This window comes from Streptomyces sp. NPDC057565, from assembly GCF_042801455.1.
Taxonomy (GTDB): Bacteria; Actinomycetota; Actinomycetes; order Streptomycetales; family Streptomycetaceae; genus Streptomyces; species Streptomyces yanii.
This window is the reverse complement of the sequence record NZ_JBHVFU010000021.1, coordinates 25,727-40,930: the sequence shown is the minus strand read 5'-3', so window position 1 is coordinate 40,930 and position 15,204 is coordinate 25,727. Positions and strand designations below refer to the sequence as shown.

16 protein-coding genes and 1 pseudogene are annotated in these 15,204 nt (G+C 70.4%); 3 read left to right on the top strand and 14 right to left on the bottom strand.

All coding sequences use genetic code 11. The annotated features are described in order from the left end of the window. Window positions 1–4: 4 nt before the first annotated feature. Window positions 5–667: a hydrolase gene (locus ACFU8W_RS29560; RefSeq protein ID WP_384043400.1), complete on the bottom strand. Its 663-nt coding sequence runs from the start codon at window positions 665–667 to the stop codon at window positions 5–7. Between the two features lie 514 nt (window positions 668–1,181). Between ACFU8W_RS29560 and ACFU8W_RS29555 the strand changes: the two are divergent. Further along, window positions 1,182–1,352, top strand: a pseudogene (locus ACFU8W_RS29555) (serine/threonine-protein phosphatase); the annotation flags it as partial. A 130-nt stretch (window positions 1,353–1,482) separates the two neighbouring features. Here the strand turns inward: ACFU8W_RS29555 and ACFU8W_RS29550 are convergent. The 8 genes from ACFU8W_RS29550 to ACFU8W_RS29515 all read right to left on the bottom strand — a co-directional run bounded on the left by ACFU8W_RS29550 (window position 1,483) and on the right by ACFU8W_RS29515 (window position 8,758). Then, entirely contained in the window at window positions 1,483–2,079 is a 597-nt protein-coding gene (locus ACFU8W_RS29550) for a hypothetical protein (protein ID WP_384043397.1), read from the bottom strand. Window positions 2,080–2,092: 13 nt separating this feature from the next. Further along, on the bottom strand, window positions 2,093–3,256 hold the full coding sequence (locus ACFU8W_RS29545) for an ROK family glucokinase (protein ID WP_266979826.1): 1,164 nt from the start codon (window positions 3,254–3,256) through the stop codon (window positions 2,093–2,095). Window positions 3,257–3,619: 363 nt separating this feature from the next. Beyond that, window positions 3,620–4,444 (bottom strand): ATP-binding cassette domain-containing protein, encoded by an 825-nt coding sequence (locus ACFU8W_RS29540; RefSeq protein WP_266979828.1) that lies wholly within the window; start codon window positions 4,442–4,444, stop codon window positions 3,620–3,622. After that, a complete protein-coding gene (locus tag ACFU8W_RS29535; protein ID WP_266979830.1) occupies window positions 4,441–5,493 on the bottom strand; it encodes an ABC transporter permease in 1,053 nt (350 codons plus the stop codon). Before ACFU8W_RS29535 ends, ACFU8W_RS29540 begins: the two co-directional genes overlap by 4 nt. Continuing rightward, the gene (locus ACFU8W_RS29530) at window positions 5,490–6,473 is read right to left on the bottom strand and encodes a sugar ABC transporter substrate-binding protein (RefSeq protein ID WP_345511414.1); all 984 of its coding nucleotides are present in this window, start codon (window positions 6,471–6,473) and stop codon (window positions 5,490–5,492) included. The genes ACFU8W_RS29535 and ACFU8W_RS29530 overlap by 4 nt, the downstream gene beginning before the upstream one ends. 194 nt (window positions 6,474–6,667) lie before the next feature. Further along, entirely contained in the window at window positions 6,668–7,681 is a 1,014-nt protein-coding gene (locus ACFU8W_RS29525) for a sugar ABC transporter substrate-binding protein (protein WP_384043392.1), read from the bottom strand. A gap of 92 nt (window positions 7,682–7,773) precedes the next feature. Then, a complete protein-coding gene (locus tag ACFU8W_RS29520) occupies window positions 7,774–8,532 on the bottom strand; it encodes a GntR family transcriptional regulator (protein WP_384043389.1) in 759 nt (252 codons plus the stop codon). Between the two features lie 37 nt (window positions 8,533–8,569). After that, window positions 8,570–8,758: a hypothetical protein gene (locus tag ACFU8W_RS29515; RefSeq protein ID WP_384043386.1), complete on the bottom strand. Its 189-nt coding sequence runs from the start codon at window positions 8,756–8,758 to the stop codon at window positions 8,570–8,572. A 157-nt stretch (window positions 8,759–8,915) separates the two neighbouring features. Here ACFU8W_RS29515 and ACFU8W_RS29510 point away from each other — a divergent pair, with 157 nt between their 5' ends. Next, window positions 8,916–9,923 (top strand): Gfo/Idh/MocA family oxidoreductase, encoded by a 1,008-nt coding sequence (locus ACFU8W_RS29510; RefSeq protein WP_384043383.1) that lies wholly within the window; start codon window positions 8,916–8,918, stop codon window positions 9,921–9,923. A 14-nt stretch (window positions 9,924–9,937) separates the two neighbouring features. Here ACFU8W_RS29510 and ACFU8W_RS29505 read toward each other — a convergent pair whose 3' ends face one another. From ACFU8W_RS29505 to ACFU8W_RS29485, 5 genes are read right to left on the bottom strand one after another with little or no spacing between them, the layout of a single operon-like run. After that, window positions 9,938–11,158: a cytochrome P450 gene (locus tag ACFU8W_RS29505; protein WP_384043380.1), complete on the bottom strand. Its 1,221-nt coding sequence runs from the start codon at window positions 11,156–11,158 to the stop codon at window positions 9,938–9,940. 11 nt (window positions 11,159–11,169) lie between these two features. Further along, window positions 11,170–11,589 (bottom strand): PaaI family thioesterase, encoded by a 420-nt coding sequence (locus ACFU8W_RS29500; RefSeq protein WP_384043377.1) that lies wholly within the window; start codon window positions 11,587–11,589, stop codon window positions 11,170–11,172. 16 nt (window positions 11,590–11,605) lie between these two features. After that, window positions 11,606–12,784 (bottom strand): cytochrome P450, encoded by a 1,179-nt coding sequence (locus tag ACFU8W_RS29495; RefSeq protein WP_384043375.1) that lies wholly within the window; start codon window positions 12,782–12,784, stop codon window positions 11,606–11,608. A gap of 51 nt (window positions 12,785–12,835) precedes the next feature. Then, a complete protein-coding gene (locus ACFU8W_RS29490) occupies window positions 12,836–13,570 on the bottom strand; it encodes a response regulator (protein ID WP_384043372.1) in 735 nt (244 codons plus the stop codon). Beyond that, window positions 13,567–14,787, bottom strand: coding sequence for a sensor histidine kinase (locus tag ACFU8W_RS29485; protein ID WP_384043370.1), 1,221 nt, complete (start codon window positions 14,785–14,787; stop codon window positions 13,567–13,569). Before ACFU8W_RS29485 ends, ACFU8W_RS29490 begins: the two co-directional genes overlap by 4 nt. A 146-nt stretch (window positions 14,788–14,933) precedes the next feature. On the opposite strand from ACFU8W_RS29485, the gene ACFU8W_RS29480 reads away from it, so the two are divergent. Then, window positions 14,934–15,137 (top strand): hypothetical protein, encoded by a 204-nt coding sequence (locus ACFU8W_RS29480; RefSeq protein WP_384043367.1) that lies wholly within the window; start codon window positions 14,934–14,936, stop codon window positions 15,135–15,137. The last annotated feature ends 67 nt before the right edge of the window (window positions 15,138–15,204 follow it).

The following is a 15,204-nucleotide window of genomic DNA, read 5'->3' as shown; positions in this document are numbered from 1 at the left end:
GAGGTCAGCCGGCCGCGTGCGCGCCGATGACGCTCTGCGCGTACACGACACCCAGACCGTACGCACCCGCGTGGGCCTTGACGATCTCCATGACCGCGCCGTACGTCTCCTGACGCGCCCAGTCGCGCTGCAGCTCCAGCAGGACCTGCACCCAGGTCACCGGGACCGCACCGGCGGCGATCATCCGCTGCAGCGCGTGCTCGTGGGCGGCCGGGCTGACGCCACCCGAGGCGTCGGAGACCACGTACACCTCGTACCCCTGCTCCAGCGCCGAGAGCGCGGGCAGCACCAGGCAGACCTCGGTCCACAGACCCGACAGGATGATCTTCTTGCGCCCGGTCGCCTTGACCGCCGCGACGAGCGCCTCGTCCTCCCAGGCGTTCATCGTGGTGCGGTCGATGACCTCGTGCTTGGGAAACACCTCGGCCAGCTGGGGCAGCAGGGGCCCGGAGAACGACTCGGCGGCGACCGTGGTCAGGACGGCCGGCACGTCGAACGCCTGAGCCGCCTTGGCGAGACCCACGGTGCTGTTGATGATCGCGGCACGATCGCCGCTCCCGGTGCCGAAGAACATCTGCGGCTGGTGGTCCACGAAGAGCATGACCGCGTTGTCGGGCGTGAGCAGGTCCTTGCTCGGAGCGGCCTGCACCTTGTTGATGTCGAACATGAGGGGTCCTTTCGGAACAGTCGGTATCGCGCCCGCCGCGTTTCCGCGACTCGGCACATCCGAAAGCTATGACCGGCCCGACCGACCGACTTTTCTCCCTGCGCCCAGGTGTTGGCACGACAGCGCACTACCCGCTCAGGGCCGGAGCGGTGAGGGTGTCGACGCCGACGACGCCGTCGACCTGGCCCACACCAACGTCACCTCCCTTGTGGAGACCGTGTTCTCGGGGTTGTCGGCATTGGTGGTCGAGGACGTGGCCGACGAGGGGGAAGTGATCCGCCTGTCGGCGCGCCCCGGGAGGAGTCGGTGCCGTGCCCCTTGCGCTGCCGGAGCGATACCAGAACCGCACGACCCGGCCGGCCGGCCGACTTGGCTCCATTGCCGCGGAGTTGGCGGGCGGGGCGGGCGCCCGCCTCTCACGCTGCGCCGAGGGGACGCCCGTGGTACCGGCCCGGCAGGGGCACTCACGCGCTGAGTCGGTCCGGCCGCGGAACGTGGCCGAGGGCACATCGGCGGCGCCGCGTTCGCCGTCATCGGCGCCTTCCGTGAGGCTGCGCACCGGGAGCCCACCCTGACCGCGATCGTCGACGCCCTCGATGCCTCGGCCGTACGGCACAACTCCTACGCCGCACAGACCGGCGACGACGAACGGTTCGTCACCGCTGTCATCGCCAACACCGACGCGCACGACAACTGCGCGACGCGTCGCCACACACAGAGCCCCCGTCAAGGTAGGACTGCGCGGACTGCGGGGTCTTCGTCTCACTCACATCGCTCACTCGCTCCAGGTCAGTGAGCGCTCTGTCGGCCTCCGGTCAGGGGGTGGCCGCAGATACGACATATACGACAGGGGCTGCCGGATCGGTCATGTCGACACTGATGTTCTGGGTGGGACGCGGGTCCTTGTTGGTGTGCGTGGTGCCCGCCCAGTCGGCGCCGGGGCCGAAGTACCAGCCGGCGATCTTGGTGTCGCGGGCCCCGATGGTGACCTCGCCCTCCTGCAGGGCGGCGCGACCGCTGCCGAGACGGCTCAGGAACCGGTCGAGCCCGGCGGACGACGTGCGGAACTGCACGTACATCCGGCTGGCCTTCCAGTTGTTGGTTTCGTAGTACTGGACGTCCAGGGCGTTGCCGGGGATCGGCAGTTCGAAGATCCTGCGCTGCATCCGGGACGGCCAGCCCTCGCGCATCCCCTGCGCGGCGGCCTCGGCCTCCTTGTCCTGACCGGAGCGGCGGCTCTGCCCTGCGGAGATCAGCAGATAGCCGGCCGGGACGCCGATCAGCAGCACGATGATGGTCGCCGTGATCAGGCGCCGGCGGATCGTCCGGCGCCGGTCCTGCGGGGGCCTGCCGCTGCCCTCGCCGGGCGGCGAGGACTGGCGCGGCACAACGGGATGCTCGGCTGTGGTCATGTTCTGGGAATCCCTAGGAGGTGCGGGTGTTGCGCGTGGAGCGGATGGTGTTCGCGGCCTGGTCGTAGATCTGCGCATACCGCTCGTACCGCTCGACGCGACGGCGGTTGGTGCGGCGGAACCTCCGCGCGACCAGCCGGGCCAGGTCGGCGGCGCCGACCATACCTGCCTCCGGGCCGAGCTGCGCCTTGGCGATCCGGGCCTCGGGCCGGTAGCCGCGGCCGGTGAGGTGGCGTTTGAAGGCGTCCCTGGCGGGGCCGATCAGCAGATCGTCCGCGGCGCTCACGCCGCCGCCGATGACGAAGCAGGAGGGGTCGAGCGCGGCGGCCAGATTGGCGATGCCGACGCCGAGCCACTGGCCGATGTCCTGGAGGAGCTCGATGCACATCGCATCGCCCTCCCGGGCCAGTTCGGTGATGAGCGGCCCGGTGATCTCGGGGATGTTCCCCTTGACGCGCTCGATGATTCCGTGGGCGACCGGGGAGTCCGCGGCGGCCAGCTCCCGGGCCTCGCGGACCAGGGCGTTGCCGGAGCTGTACTGCTCCCAGCAGCCACGGTTCCCGCAGGGACAGCGGTGCCCGCCGGGCACCACCTGCATGTGGCCGAACTCACCGGCGACGCCGTACTTGCCGCGCTTGACCTGACCGTCCTCCAGGATCGCGCCGCCGATGCCGGTGCCGAGCGTGATCATGACCAGATGGTCCTCGCCGCGCCCGGCGCCGAAGCGCCACTCCGCCCAGGCGGCGGTGTTCGCGTCGTTGTCGACCATGACGGGGACGACGAGGCGCGAGGCCAGGGCGTCCCTGAGGGGTTCGTCACGCCAGGCGAGATGCGGGGCGAAGAGCACCTTGGAGCGGTCCGCGTCGACCCAGCCCGCCGCGCCGATGCCGACGGCGTGCACGTCGTGCCGGTCGGAGAGATCGAGGACCAGCTCGACGATGGTGTCCTCGACGACCTTGGGGCTCTTGGACTTGTCGGGCGTCTCGGTGCGCAGCTGCTCGAGGATGTTGCCGTCGGCGTCGACGACGCCCGCCATCACCTTCGTACCCCCGATGTCGATACCGACGGTGGGCACCCGGGGCGCGGTGAGGTGCGAGCGCCGCTCACGGGTGCCGACGGTCCGCAGGACGGTGGCGCGGGCGGAGCCGCGGTGTGTGAAGTCGCGGTACGTGCTCATCGTCCCTGCGGGGTCTGGGGGCCGGGTGGTGATGCTCCCGGCGACGGACGGCGCCCGTCGGGCTCGATTCTGCCACTGCCGGGGCGCCGGGGCGGGCGGCCGGGGCCCCGCGGCGCCCCGGTGGCGCCCCACCCCAGAGGGTGTCGGGCGGATCAGGGTCGAGCCCGGCCATGATCCGCCGGAGAGTCCTGAGCTTCTCTAAGAGGAGCTCACAAAATGGGAGTCCGATCAGCTCGCGGCGTCTGGTGCGTGCGATCGCAAGGCGCTGGAAGGTCCTCGTAGCGGAGCTACCAGGGCATTTCGGCAACGCAGCGAGCGTGCGTGCCAGGCGTCGCGAGCCGGGCGCCCATTTTGTGAGCTCCTCTAAGGCGTGTCGTCGGTGTCCGGGCGCCCCGGTGACGTGGCCCGCTGGAGCTCGTGGCTGAGCTCCTCGAGCTCGCTGCCGCCCGCCATCTGGCGGGTCAGCTCGTCCAGCGTGATGCCGTCCTTGGCATGGCTGCCGGACATGGCACCCCGCTTGAGCAGCACGAACCGGTCTCCGACCAGATATGCGTGGTGCGGGTTGTGCGTGATGAGAACCACGCCGAGTCCGGCGTCCCGGGCGGCCGCGACGTACTTGAGCACGACCCCGGACTGCTTGACGCCGAGCGCCGCGGTGGGCTCGTCCAGGACCAGCACCTTGGCACCGAAGTAGACGGCGCGCGCGATGGCGACGCACTGGCGCTCGCCGCCGGACAGGGTGCCGATCGGCTGGTCGACGTCGCGCAGGTCGATGCCCATGCGCAGCAGTTCGGAGCGGGTGGTCTCGCGCATCTTCCGGACGTCGAGCGTCTTGAACGGGCCGACACCCGTCGTCGGCTCGGAGCCGAGGAAGAAGTTCCGCCAGACCGGCATCAGCGGGACGACGGCCAGGTCCTGGTAGACGGTGGCGATGCCCCGGTCGAGGGCGTCGCGCGGGTTGGCGAGCGTGGTCTCCTCACCGTCGATGAGGAACGTGCCGGCGTCGTGCCGGTGCAGGCCCGCGATGATCTTGATGAGGGTGGACTTGCCCGCACCGTTGTCGCCCAGTACGCAGGAGATCTCGCCCGCGTGGACCACCAGCGAGACGTCCTGGAGCGCCTTGATGTTGCCGTAGAACTTGCTGACGTGGTCCAGCTCGATCAGCGCCCGGGGGGCCGGGGTCGTCATTTCGTCGCCTCCGCGCGCTTGCGTACCCATGCGTTGAGCAGGGTGGCCAGGAGCAGCATGGCTCCGAGGAAGAACTTGAACCAGTCCGGGTTCCACTCCGCGTAGACGATGCCCTTGCTGGTCATACCGAAGATGAACGCGCCGACCGCCGAGCCGATGGCGGAGCCGTAACCTCCGGTGATCAGGCAGCCGCCGATGACGGCCGCGATGATGTACGTCAGCTCGTTGCCGACGCCCTCACCGGACTGCACCACGTCGTACGAGAACAGCAGATGCTGCCCGGAGACCCAGGCGGCGAAGGCGACCCCGAGGTAGAGCCCGACCTTGGTACGGATCACCGGGACGCCGACCGCGCGGGCCGCGTCGGCCTCGCCGCCGACCGCGAAGATCCAGTTCCCGAAGCGGGTACGGAGCAGGATCCCGGTGGCGATCGCCACGAGCACCGCCCACCACAGGATGGTCACCTTGAACTCGACCCCGCCGACGGTCCACTCCGAGGCGAAGACCTTGCGGGCCGAGTCGAAGCCCTCCATGTCGCCGATGGACTTCGTCGACACGGTGCCGCTGATCAGCTTGGTGAAGCCGAGATTGAGACCGGTCAGCATCAGGAACGTGCCGAGCGTGATGATGAAGCTCGGAAGTTTGGTCCGGGTCAGCATGAGCCCGTTGAACGCGCCGATGGCCAGGGTCACCAGCAGCGACACGAAGACGCCGACCCAGACGTTGGCCGTCATCTGGTAGCTGAACATCGACGAGACCAGCGCGGAGCTGGTGACCAGCACACCGGCGGAGAGGTCGAACTCGCCGCCGATCATCAACAGGGCGACCGGCGCCGCCATGATCCCGATGGTGGACGCCGCGTACAGCACCGTGCCGAAGCTGGACGCGCGCAGGAAGCTGTCGGCGACGATCGAGAAGAAGAGAAAGACGGCCGCGGCGCCGACGACCGATCCGAGTTCGGGGCGGCCCAGGAGCCTGCGCAGCGGTGAGGTGCGCAGCAGCCGCTCGTCGGCCCCGGAGGGCGCGGGTGGTTGCTCCGTCGTGGTCATCGGGTCCCCCGCTTCGTGTACTCCGCCAGCTGGGCGGCGTCCTTCGAGGTGATGATCTGCGGGCCGGTGAGGACGGGGCGGCCGCCGCCGAGCACATTGCGGTTGTAGCGGTAGAGCCAGAGCAGGTCGACGGCCTCGTACCCCTGGAGGTAGGGCTGCTGGTCCACGGCGAAGCCCAGGGTCTTGTCCTGGAGTGCGGTGGCGACCTTGGCGTTCAGGTCGAAGGTGTCGATCTCGGCCTTGGAGCCCGCGGTCCGCTTCGCCTTCACAGCGGCGTCGGCGAACGGCGCGCCCAGGGTGACGACCGCGTCGATGCTCTTGTCCGCCTGGAGCTTCGCCTCGATGGACGCCTGGACGTCGGGCATGTTGGTGCCCTCGACGTACAGGTTCTGCATCTGCCCGTCGAAGGTCTTCTTCGCCCCGGCGCAGCGCTGCTCGTGCCCGATGTTGCCCTGCTCGTGCAGGATGCACAGGGCCTTCTTGCGGCCGCGCGCGTTGAGCTCGTCGCCGACGGCCTCGCCCGCGATGGACTCGTCCTGGCCGATGTGGGTGAGCGCGCCGAACGCCTTGGACTCCGCGGAGCCCGAGTTCACGGTGATCACCGGGATCCCGGCCCGGGTCGCCTTGGCGACGACGTCCTTCAACGCGTCGGGCTTGGCGAGCGTGACGATCAGCCCGTCGACCTTCTGGTCGATGGCGGCCTGGACGAGCTGGGCCTGCTGCTGCGCCTCGTCGTTGTGCGAGTACAGGAACTTGATGTTGTCCTTGACGGCCGCCTGCTTCGCGCCGTTCTGGACGATGTCCCAGAAGGTGTCGCCGTCGCCCGAGTGCGTGACCATGGCGAAGGTCCAGCGGGGTGTGTTCACCGCGGACCGGCCCTCGGCGGCGGCCCGGGCCGCGCGCTCCTCCGCCCGCTTGCCACCGGTGCTGCTGCATCCCACGAGGGAGGCCCCGAGCACCGCCGCAAGCACGGCGCCCATCGCACGTACCCCTGTCCGAACCCTTGCCACGACGTGGTGCCCTTCTTGTGCTGCTCGCTGTGCTGCTTGGTGCCGACCGGCGGTGTTTCCACCCGGTCCGGCTGGCCAAGTATCCCCGAGCCGGACTCGGCGCCGCCCGGCAGGGGCGGGCCGTGGGTGTCGGCACGGAGGGGGCACGGCGGTCCGCACGCGGGTCACCGGGTACCGCGCGCGGTGTATTTCTCCAGCTGCGGCACGTCGGCGGCGGTGACGATCGCCGGGCCGGTGAGCACGGGCTTTCCGCCCCCGATGATGTTGCCGTTGGTCCTGTCGAGCCACAGTTCGTCGACGGCGAGATAGCCCTGGAGATAGGGCTGCTGGTCGACGGCGAAGCCGACCTCGGAGGCCTTCAGCCGTTTGACGACCTCGGCGTTGAGATCGAACGTGTCGACCTCGGCCTTGGAGCCGGAGCCTTCCTTGGCCTTGACGGAGGCGGCGGCGAACGGCGCGCCGAGGGTGACGATCGCGTCGATGCCGTGGTCGGCCTGGAGCTTCGCCTCGATGGAGGACGTGGAGGCGGGCATGTTGGTGCCTTCGATGCTGAGGTTCTCGACGCTTCCCTCGAAGGTCTTCTTCACCCCGGCGCAGCGCTCCTCCAGCGACACATTGCCCTGCTCGTGGATGACGCAGACGGCCTTCTTGCGGCCCCGCTTGTTGAGCTCCTCACCGACGGCCTCGCCGGCGACCTTCTCGTCCTGCCCGATATGGCCGATCGCGCCGACACCCTTCGAGAACTGCGCGCCCGAGTTGATGGTGACGACGGGGATGCCCGCCTTCACGGCCTTGGTGACGGCGTCCGCCACGGCCTCCGGTTTGGCGAGGGTGACGACGATCCCGTCGACCTTCTGGTCGATGGCGGCCTGGACGAGCTGGGCCTGCTCCTTGCCCTCCTTGTTCGCGGAGTACAGGAACTCGACGTTGTCCTTGGCCGCCGCCTGCTTCGCACCGCTCTGGACGATGTCCCAGAAGGTGTCGCCCTCCCCCGAGTGCGTGATCATCGCGATCTTCATCCGGGGTGTGGAGACGCCCTTGGCTCCCTGCCCGCTGCCGCTGCCGGATTTGTCCTCGGAGCTCTTGCCGCCGGAGCTGCTGCATCCGGCGACGACGGTGACGGCGAGGCTGATGGTGCAGATGGCGATCAGGGGTGCTGCCTTGCGAGAAGTACGCATGGTGGGTCCGCCTTGTCTCCCGGCCGCCCGAGTGCGGCTTGGGGAGTTGTAGCGAGGAGCGGGGACACCGTCAACGGGCCGATATGCGGGCGTCAGCGGACAAGCAGCTGGAAATCGAAGGCGTAGCGCGACGCCCGGTAGATGTGCGAGCCGAATTCGACCGCCCGCCCGGTGTCGTCGTACGTGGTGCGTTCCATGGTCAGCAGCGGCGCGCCCTCGGGCTCGGCGAGCTGTGCCGCCTCCTCGGCCGTGGCGAGGCGGGCGCCGACGGTCTGGCGGGCGCTGTGCAGGGTGACTCCGGCGGCCCGCAGCATCCGGTAGAGGCCGGTGGCCTCCAGCCGTTCGGTGGACAGGTCGACGAGACCGGCCGGCAGATGGTTACGGAGCAGGGCCATCGGTTCGCCGTGCGCGGACCGCAGCCGTTCGACGAGGTGGACCTCGGTGCCTTCCGGGACGCCGAGGGCGGCGGCGGTCGCGGCGGGGGCGGGCTCGACCATGTTGCGCAGGACGCGGGTGGTGGGGTGCTGCCCGGCCGCCTCCAGGTCGTCGTACAGACTGCTCAGTTCGAGCGGACGCCGCACCTGGCTGTGGACGACCTGGGTGCCCACCCCGCGGCGACGGACCATCAGTCCCTTGTCGACGAGCGACTGGATGGCCTGGCGGACGGTGGGCCGGGACAGACCGAGCCGGGCCGCGAGCTCGATCTCGTTGCCGAGGAGGCTGCCGGGGGCGAGCCGGCCCTTCTCGATGGCCGCCTCCAGCTGCTGGGACAGCTGGTAGTAGAGCGGGACCGGGCTGCTGCGGTCCACGCCGAGTTCGAGGGCGGCGGGGTCGGCGGTGGGTTTGGACACGGCAGGAGCGTAGCTGTCACGTCCGGACGGCCGGTAGTCAGGTCGTCCTGTTGTCCGGACAATCCGGGTGTCTGTTTGTTCGCGTCGCTCCCCGGGTGAAGCCGTTGCAGAGGTACTGCTGGAGGAAGAGGAAGGCGATCAGGGTGGGCGGGGTGACGAGCACCGCGCCCGTCGAAATGTTCTCCTCGCAGGTGAAGCCGGCCGTCGAGGCGGGGCGCCGCCTCACGGCTCTCGACGGTGAACCGGTGGACACGGTGAACCGGTGGACAACGTGACGCCGGAGCCGTCCGGGGTGTCGGTACTGCGGTTGGAGGCGTCGAACACACCCTCGTTTGTCAGGACATATAGTTGACAGCGCAGCTGGGGGGCGGCACGTTGGGTCCATGCGTATCGGACTCATCGGCACCGGCCGGATCGGTTCCTTCCATGCGGGCGCGCTGGCCCGCCACCCCGAGGTGGACACCCTGGTGGTGACGGACACCGACGGGGCGCGGGCGGCCGGGGTCGCGGACCGCATCGGCCATGCGACAGCCGTCGGGTCCGCGGCCGAGGTGCTGGACGCGGGGGTGGATGCCGTCGTGATCGCCTCGGCCACCTCGGCACATGCGGAGCTGATCGCACTGGCCGCACGGGCGGGCCTGCCGGCGTTCTGCGAGAAGCCCATCGCACTGGATCTGGCGGGAACGCTGGGCGCCCTGCATGAGGTCGAGCGGGCCGGAAGCGTGCTCCAACTGGGCTTCATGCGCCGCTTCGACGCCGGTTACGGTGCGGCGCGCAGCGCCGTGCGGAGCGGGGCGCTGGGCAGGCTCCACACCGTCCGGGCCATGACGTCCGATCCTGCGCCGCCGCCCGCCGCGTATCTGCCGTACTCCGGCGGCCTGTTCCGGGATTGCCTGGTCCATGACTTCGACATCCTGCGGTGGGTGACGGGCCGTGAGGTCGTGGAGGTGTACGCCACCGGTTCGGACGCCGGTCCCGCGATGTTCCGGGCGGCGGGCGATGTCGACACGGCGGCGGCGCTGCTGACCCTGGACGACTCCACACTGGCGACGGCGACGGCGACCCGGTGCAACGGCGCCGGGTACGACGTACGGATGGAGCTGGCGGGCGAGCTCGACCAGGTCGCGGTCGGTCTGGACGACCGTACGCCGCTGACGTCGGTGGAACCCCAGGGCCCCGCCGCCCCGGCCAAGCCGTGGCCGGGGTTCCTGGAGCGGTTCGCCGCGGCGTACGAGGCGGAACTCGACGCGTTCGTACAGGTGGTGCGGGGCGAGGCGGCCAACCCGTGTGACGGCCGGGAGGCTCTGCACGCGCTGCGGATCGCGGAGGCGTGCGAGCTGTCCCGGCGCGAGCACCGGCCGGTGGCGGTGGCGGAGATCCCCACCGGCTGACGGCGCGGGCCCCGCTACCAGGCGACCGGCAGCCGCTCGGGGCCCCGGATCAGCATGCCCGTACGCCAGGTCAGGGCGGCGGGATGCGCGTCCAGGGCCAGTCCGGGGCAGCGCTCCAGCAGGGATCTGATCGCAATCCGGGCCTCGATGCGAGCCAGGGGCGCGCCCAGGCAGTAGTGGATGCCGTGGCCGAAGGCGACATGGCCGCGGGCGTCCCGGGTGATGTCGAAACGGTCGGCGTCCTCGAAGCGGTCCGGGTCGCGGTTGGCGTCGGCCATCGCGATCAGGACCAGTTTGCCGCCGCCGGGAACGACGGTGCCGCCGATGTCGAGCGGCTCGGTGGTGAACCGGTACGTGGGGGTCTCGACCGGCCCCTCGTAGCGCAGCGTCTCCTCCACCGCGTTGTCGATGAGTCCGAAATCGGCGCGTAGTACGGCCAGTTGGTCCGGGTGAGCGAGGAGAGCCAGAACGCCGTTGGAGATGAGGTTGACCGTGGTCTCGTGTCCGGCGACGAGCAGCAGCCAGGCCATACCCATCAGCTCGTCCTCGGAGAGCCGGTCGCCGTCGTCGTCCGACGTGTGGATCAGCGCGCTCATCAGGTCGTCGCCGGGCTGTGCGCGCTTGTCGGCCAGCAGCCCCGCCACGTAGCGGGTCATGTTCCCGGTGGCGGCCACCCGCGCCGCCGCGTCGACCGACGACACAGCGATGCCGGACCATTCACGGAACGACCCGCGGTCCAGGAACGGGACCCCGAGCAGTTCGCAGATGACGGACATCGGCAGCGGGAACGACAGCGCGTCGACGAGGTCGGTCCTGCGGTCCGGTTCCGCCAGCATCCGGTCGAGCAGTTCGTCGGTCATCTCCTGGATCCGTGGAGCGAGTTGCTCCATGCGGCGCGGGGTGAACTCACGGGTCACCAGCTTGCGCAGCCGGGTGTGCACGGGGGCGTCCGAGCTGAGCATGGACGTCCCTGCGGAGACCTTGCTGACGCCCAGGGCGGGCGAGGCGTTGTCCCACCGCTTGGACAGCCGCGGGTCCGCGAGCGCGGTGCGGCCTTCCTCGTATCCGACGACGAGCCAGGCGTCGGTGCCTTCCGGCATCCGGATCCGGTGGACGGGTCCACGCTCCCGGAGCGCGGCGTAGACGGGGTGGGGGTCGCGGGTGAACGTCTCACCGAGCGCGGCGAGATCGACGACATCCGCTGATTCGGTCGCGTCGGTCGCTCGACTGGTCAAGGCGGGTCCCTTCACTGCGTCCGGGCGGAGAGCACGGTTCCCTGGGCGACCGCGCACAGGGCTTCCGCGCCGTCATCCGCCGCGGCGAACAGATCGCAGCGGACCACCGCCTGGCGACGGCCGGTGTGGACGACGGTGGCGCGGGCGATCAGGGTGCGCCCGGTGGCCGGACGGATGTACTGGATCGAGAAGCCACCGGTCAGTACGGCCGGCCCGAGCGTCGTTCCGGCGGCGAAGGTGATCGAGTTGTCGGCGGCGTACGACAGCACGCCGCCGTGCACAAAGCCGTTCTGCTGCTGGAGCTCCTGCCGGATGTCCACTTCGAGGGTGGCGGCGCCGCCCCCGAAGGCGGTGATCCGTGCCCCGACGAGCCCGCTGAACGGCTGGCTGTCGAGGACCTTCTGCGCCATCTGCATGTCAAGTCCGTTCATGACAAGCCTTCTTATCTCACCAGCGCACCGGCAGCTGCCGGACCCCTCGGATCAGCATCCCGGGCAGCCAGTCCAGCTCCGCACCGGCCGGGTCGAGTGCGAGATCCGGGCACCGCTCCAGCAGCGTACGAATCGCGATCCGGCCCTCCATCCGGGCCAGCGGCGCCCCCATGCAGAAGTGCATGCCGTGGCCGAAGGCCAGGTGGCCCTGGGCGTCGCGACTGATGTCGAAGTGGTCCGGGTCCGGGTAGCGAGCGGGGTCGCGGTCGCCACCGGCCAGGGCGACCAGGATCGCTTCGCCCGCCGGAATGGTCCGGTTGCCGATCTCGACCGGCTCCCGGGCGAAGCGGAAGGTGGCGGTCTCCACCGGTCCGTCGTACCGGAGCATCTCCTCGACCGCGCCGTCGATCAGACCGAGGTCGGCGCGGAGTGCGGCGAGTTGGCCGGGGTGGGCGAGCAGGGCCCGTACCCCGTTGGAGATCAGATTGACGGTGGTCTCGTGTCCGGCGACGAGCAGCAGGAAGGCCATGCCGACGAGTTCGTCGGGCGACAGACCGTCACCCTCCTCGTCCCGCACTCTGATCAGCGCGCTCATCAGGTCGTCGCCGGGAGCGCACCGCTTGTCCTCGATGAGCTCCACGAGATAGGCCCCCATCGCGCGGACCGCTTCGCCTCCCGTGTCCGAGGACGTCGGGGCGACGATGCCGTTCGACAGCAGGCGGAACCGGTCGCGGTCCAGGTCCGGCACGCCGATCAGCTCGCAGATGACGGTCATCGGCAGCGGGAAGGCGAGCGCGTCGACGAGGTCGCCGCTCCCTGCGGGCACCATCGCGTCGAGCAGTTCGTCGGTGATCTGCTGGACCCGCGGCCGCAGCGACTCGATCCTTCGGGCGGTGAACTCGCGGGCGACGAGCTTGCGCAGCCGGGTGTGGTGCGGCGCGTCCATCTCCAGCATGTTGGCGTTGATCGGATCGCCGTCACCGATCCAGAGGTCCGAGGTCCGCCAGTCCTTGCTGAGCCGTTGGTCGGCGAGGGCCGCGCGGCCCTCCTCGTACCCGACGATCAGCCAGATCCGCTCGGCGTCATCGGTGCGGATGGTGTGCACCGGGCCCTCGGAGCGCAGCTTCGCGTACGTCGGGTAGGGATTCGCGGTGAAGTCGTGGACCCCGCGAAGATCGATGTCGACTGCGGACACGGTTCAGCCCCTCCCGGCCGGTTCGGTTCGATCGCCTCGGATCGAACCGTCTCAGCGTACGTCGCCCCCGCCGTCGTCCTCCTCGTCGAGCAACCCCGCATCGTGCACCAACAGCGCTATCTGGACACGGTTGTTGAAGTCGAACTTCGCAAGAATGCGTGACACGTGTGTTTTCACGGTGGCCACGCTGAGATAGAGGCTCGCGGCGATTTCCGCGTTGGAACGGCCGCGTCCGACGGCGACCGCGACCTCGCGCTCCCGCTCGGCGAGACCGGCGATCCTCCGGCGTGCCCGCTGGGCCCGGCCCGCGCGGTCGTCGGCGCCGGTCCCCGCTCCGATGCCTGCGGCCCGGTTCATCAGCTGCCGGGTGACGGCGGGCGACAGCACGGGGTCACCGGCCGCGACCCGGCGCACCGAGTCGACGATCTGCGCGGGCGGCGTATCTTTCAGGACAAATCCTGCGGCCCCGGCGCGGATGGCTCGCAGCACCTGCTCATCGGCGTGGAAAGTGGTCAGGACGACGACTTCCGGGGCGTCGGGGCGGCTGCGCAGCGCCTCGGTCGCGGCCAGTCCGTCCACGGTCGGCATTCTGATGTCCATCAGCACCACGTCGGGGCGGAGCCGGTCGACGAGGTCCGCGACCTCGGAGCCATCCGCTCCCTCCCCCACAATCGCGATGTCCTCCGCGCCGCCGAGCATGAACGTCAGCCCGGCCCGCACGAGCGGATCGTCGTCGACGATGAGCAGCCGCACGGGCCGTGCCGGAGGATCCAGGGGGGTGGTCATGAGGTCCACGGTAGCCAGGCCCGGATCCCGAATCCGCCGTCGGGTTCGGGCCCGTGGCCGAGGCGGCCCCCGGCGAGGGTGGCGCGCTCGGTCAGACCGATGAGGCCCTGGCCGGAGCCGGGAACCCGCTCGAACGGTTCGACGGGCGCCGGGTTGCGCACCTCGATGGTGAGACCCTCGCCCGGACCCCCGGTGACGGTGACGGTGACCTCGGCTCCGGGGGCGTGTTTACGGGCGTTGGTCAGGCCTTCCTGCGCGATGCGGTAGACGGTGCGGCCGGTGGCGGCGGGGGCGGCGGCCGGGTCGGCGATGCGGTTGTCGAGGGTGACCTTCATGCCGGCGCGACGGGACTCGGCGATCAGCGCGTCGAGGGTGGCAAGGGTGGGCTGCGGCCGGTTGCCCTCCCCGTTGTCACCGGGGCTGCGGAGGACACCGATGATCTCGCGGAGGTCCTGGAGCGCCTCGTGCGCGCTGTCCCGGATCACCCCGGCAGCCCGGCCGACCTCGGCGGGGGGCGCGTCGGGGCGGAATTCGAGGGCGCCCGCATGGACGCTGAGGAGGGTGAGGCGGTGGGCGAGGACGTCATGCATCTCTCGGGCGATGGCCTCGCGGGCCAGCCGCTGCGCCTGCTCGGCGCGGAGCTCGGCCTCGGTCTCGGCCCGGTGGGCGCGCTCGCGCAGGGTGATGACGAGCTGGCGCCGGGACCGCACGACCATGCCCCAGCTCAGCACCAGCAGGACCAGCAGCACACCGATGATCGTGGAGGCAACGAACGAGGTGTCCGGGTCGGGGCGCAGATACGGCTGTACGGGGGCGACGGCCAGGGCCAGCGCACCGACGGCGGCCACCGGTTTGAACGGCCGGTGCACCGCCACGCTGAACAGCGCGACGAGCATGGCCCCGGCAGCGACCGGTTCGACGGTGGCGAGCAGCGTCAGGACCACGGCCAGTCCGACCGGCCACCGGCGCCGCGTCCACAGCGCGCAGCAGGCCGCGGCACCGATCAGCGAGTCGACCAGGACGACACCGTCGGGTGTGGTGCGGTCGGCGTCGATCGCGGCGGCCGCGAGCAGGCCGATGCCGGCCGCACAGAGGAAGGCCGTGATGTCGACGACCCAGTCCCGTACTGTGCGGCGCGCCCGGCGGCCGTGGTCGCCGGGCAGCTCGGGCTCGGCCATGGCCGAGGGGAGCAGCCAGCGGTACTCCGTACGCGTCATATCGACAAAGCTACTCAAGTGACGGGCTCGTACCGGCCGTGCGGGAGCGAGGAGCCACCAAAGTTGCCGGATCGGATACTTTCGGCGCGGTGCCGCAGACCGGCGGCCGACACCCCGGCCGGAGCGGGCCCGCGAGGCTCTCCCCCATGAAGAAACTCTGCGAGTCGGTCGGCTTCATCGTGTTCATCCAGGGCGTCGCCGGACTGCTGCACGAATGGACGGGCTGGTTCCGGCTCTGGGCGGTGGTGCGGCGGCTGGAGTTCCTCAGCGGCTACCCGGTCTTCGTCAACATCGTGCTGGTGGTGGCCGGCGCCTCGGTGATGGTTGCGGCGGACCGGCTCCGGGAGTAATGGCCTCCCCCGCCACAGGGAATGGATCAGCGCGCGGCGTCATGCGGCTTCGATGGCAAGGCGGAGG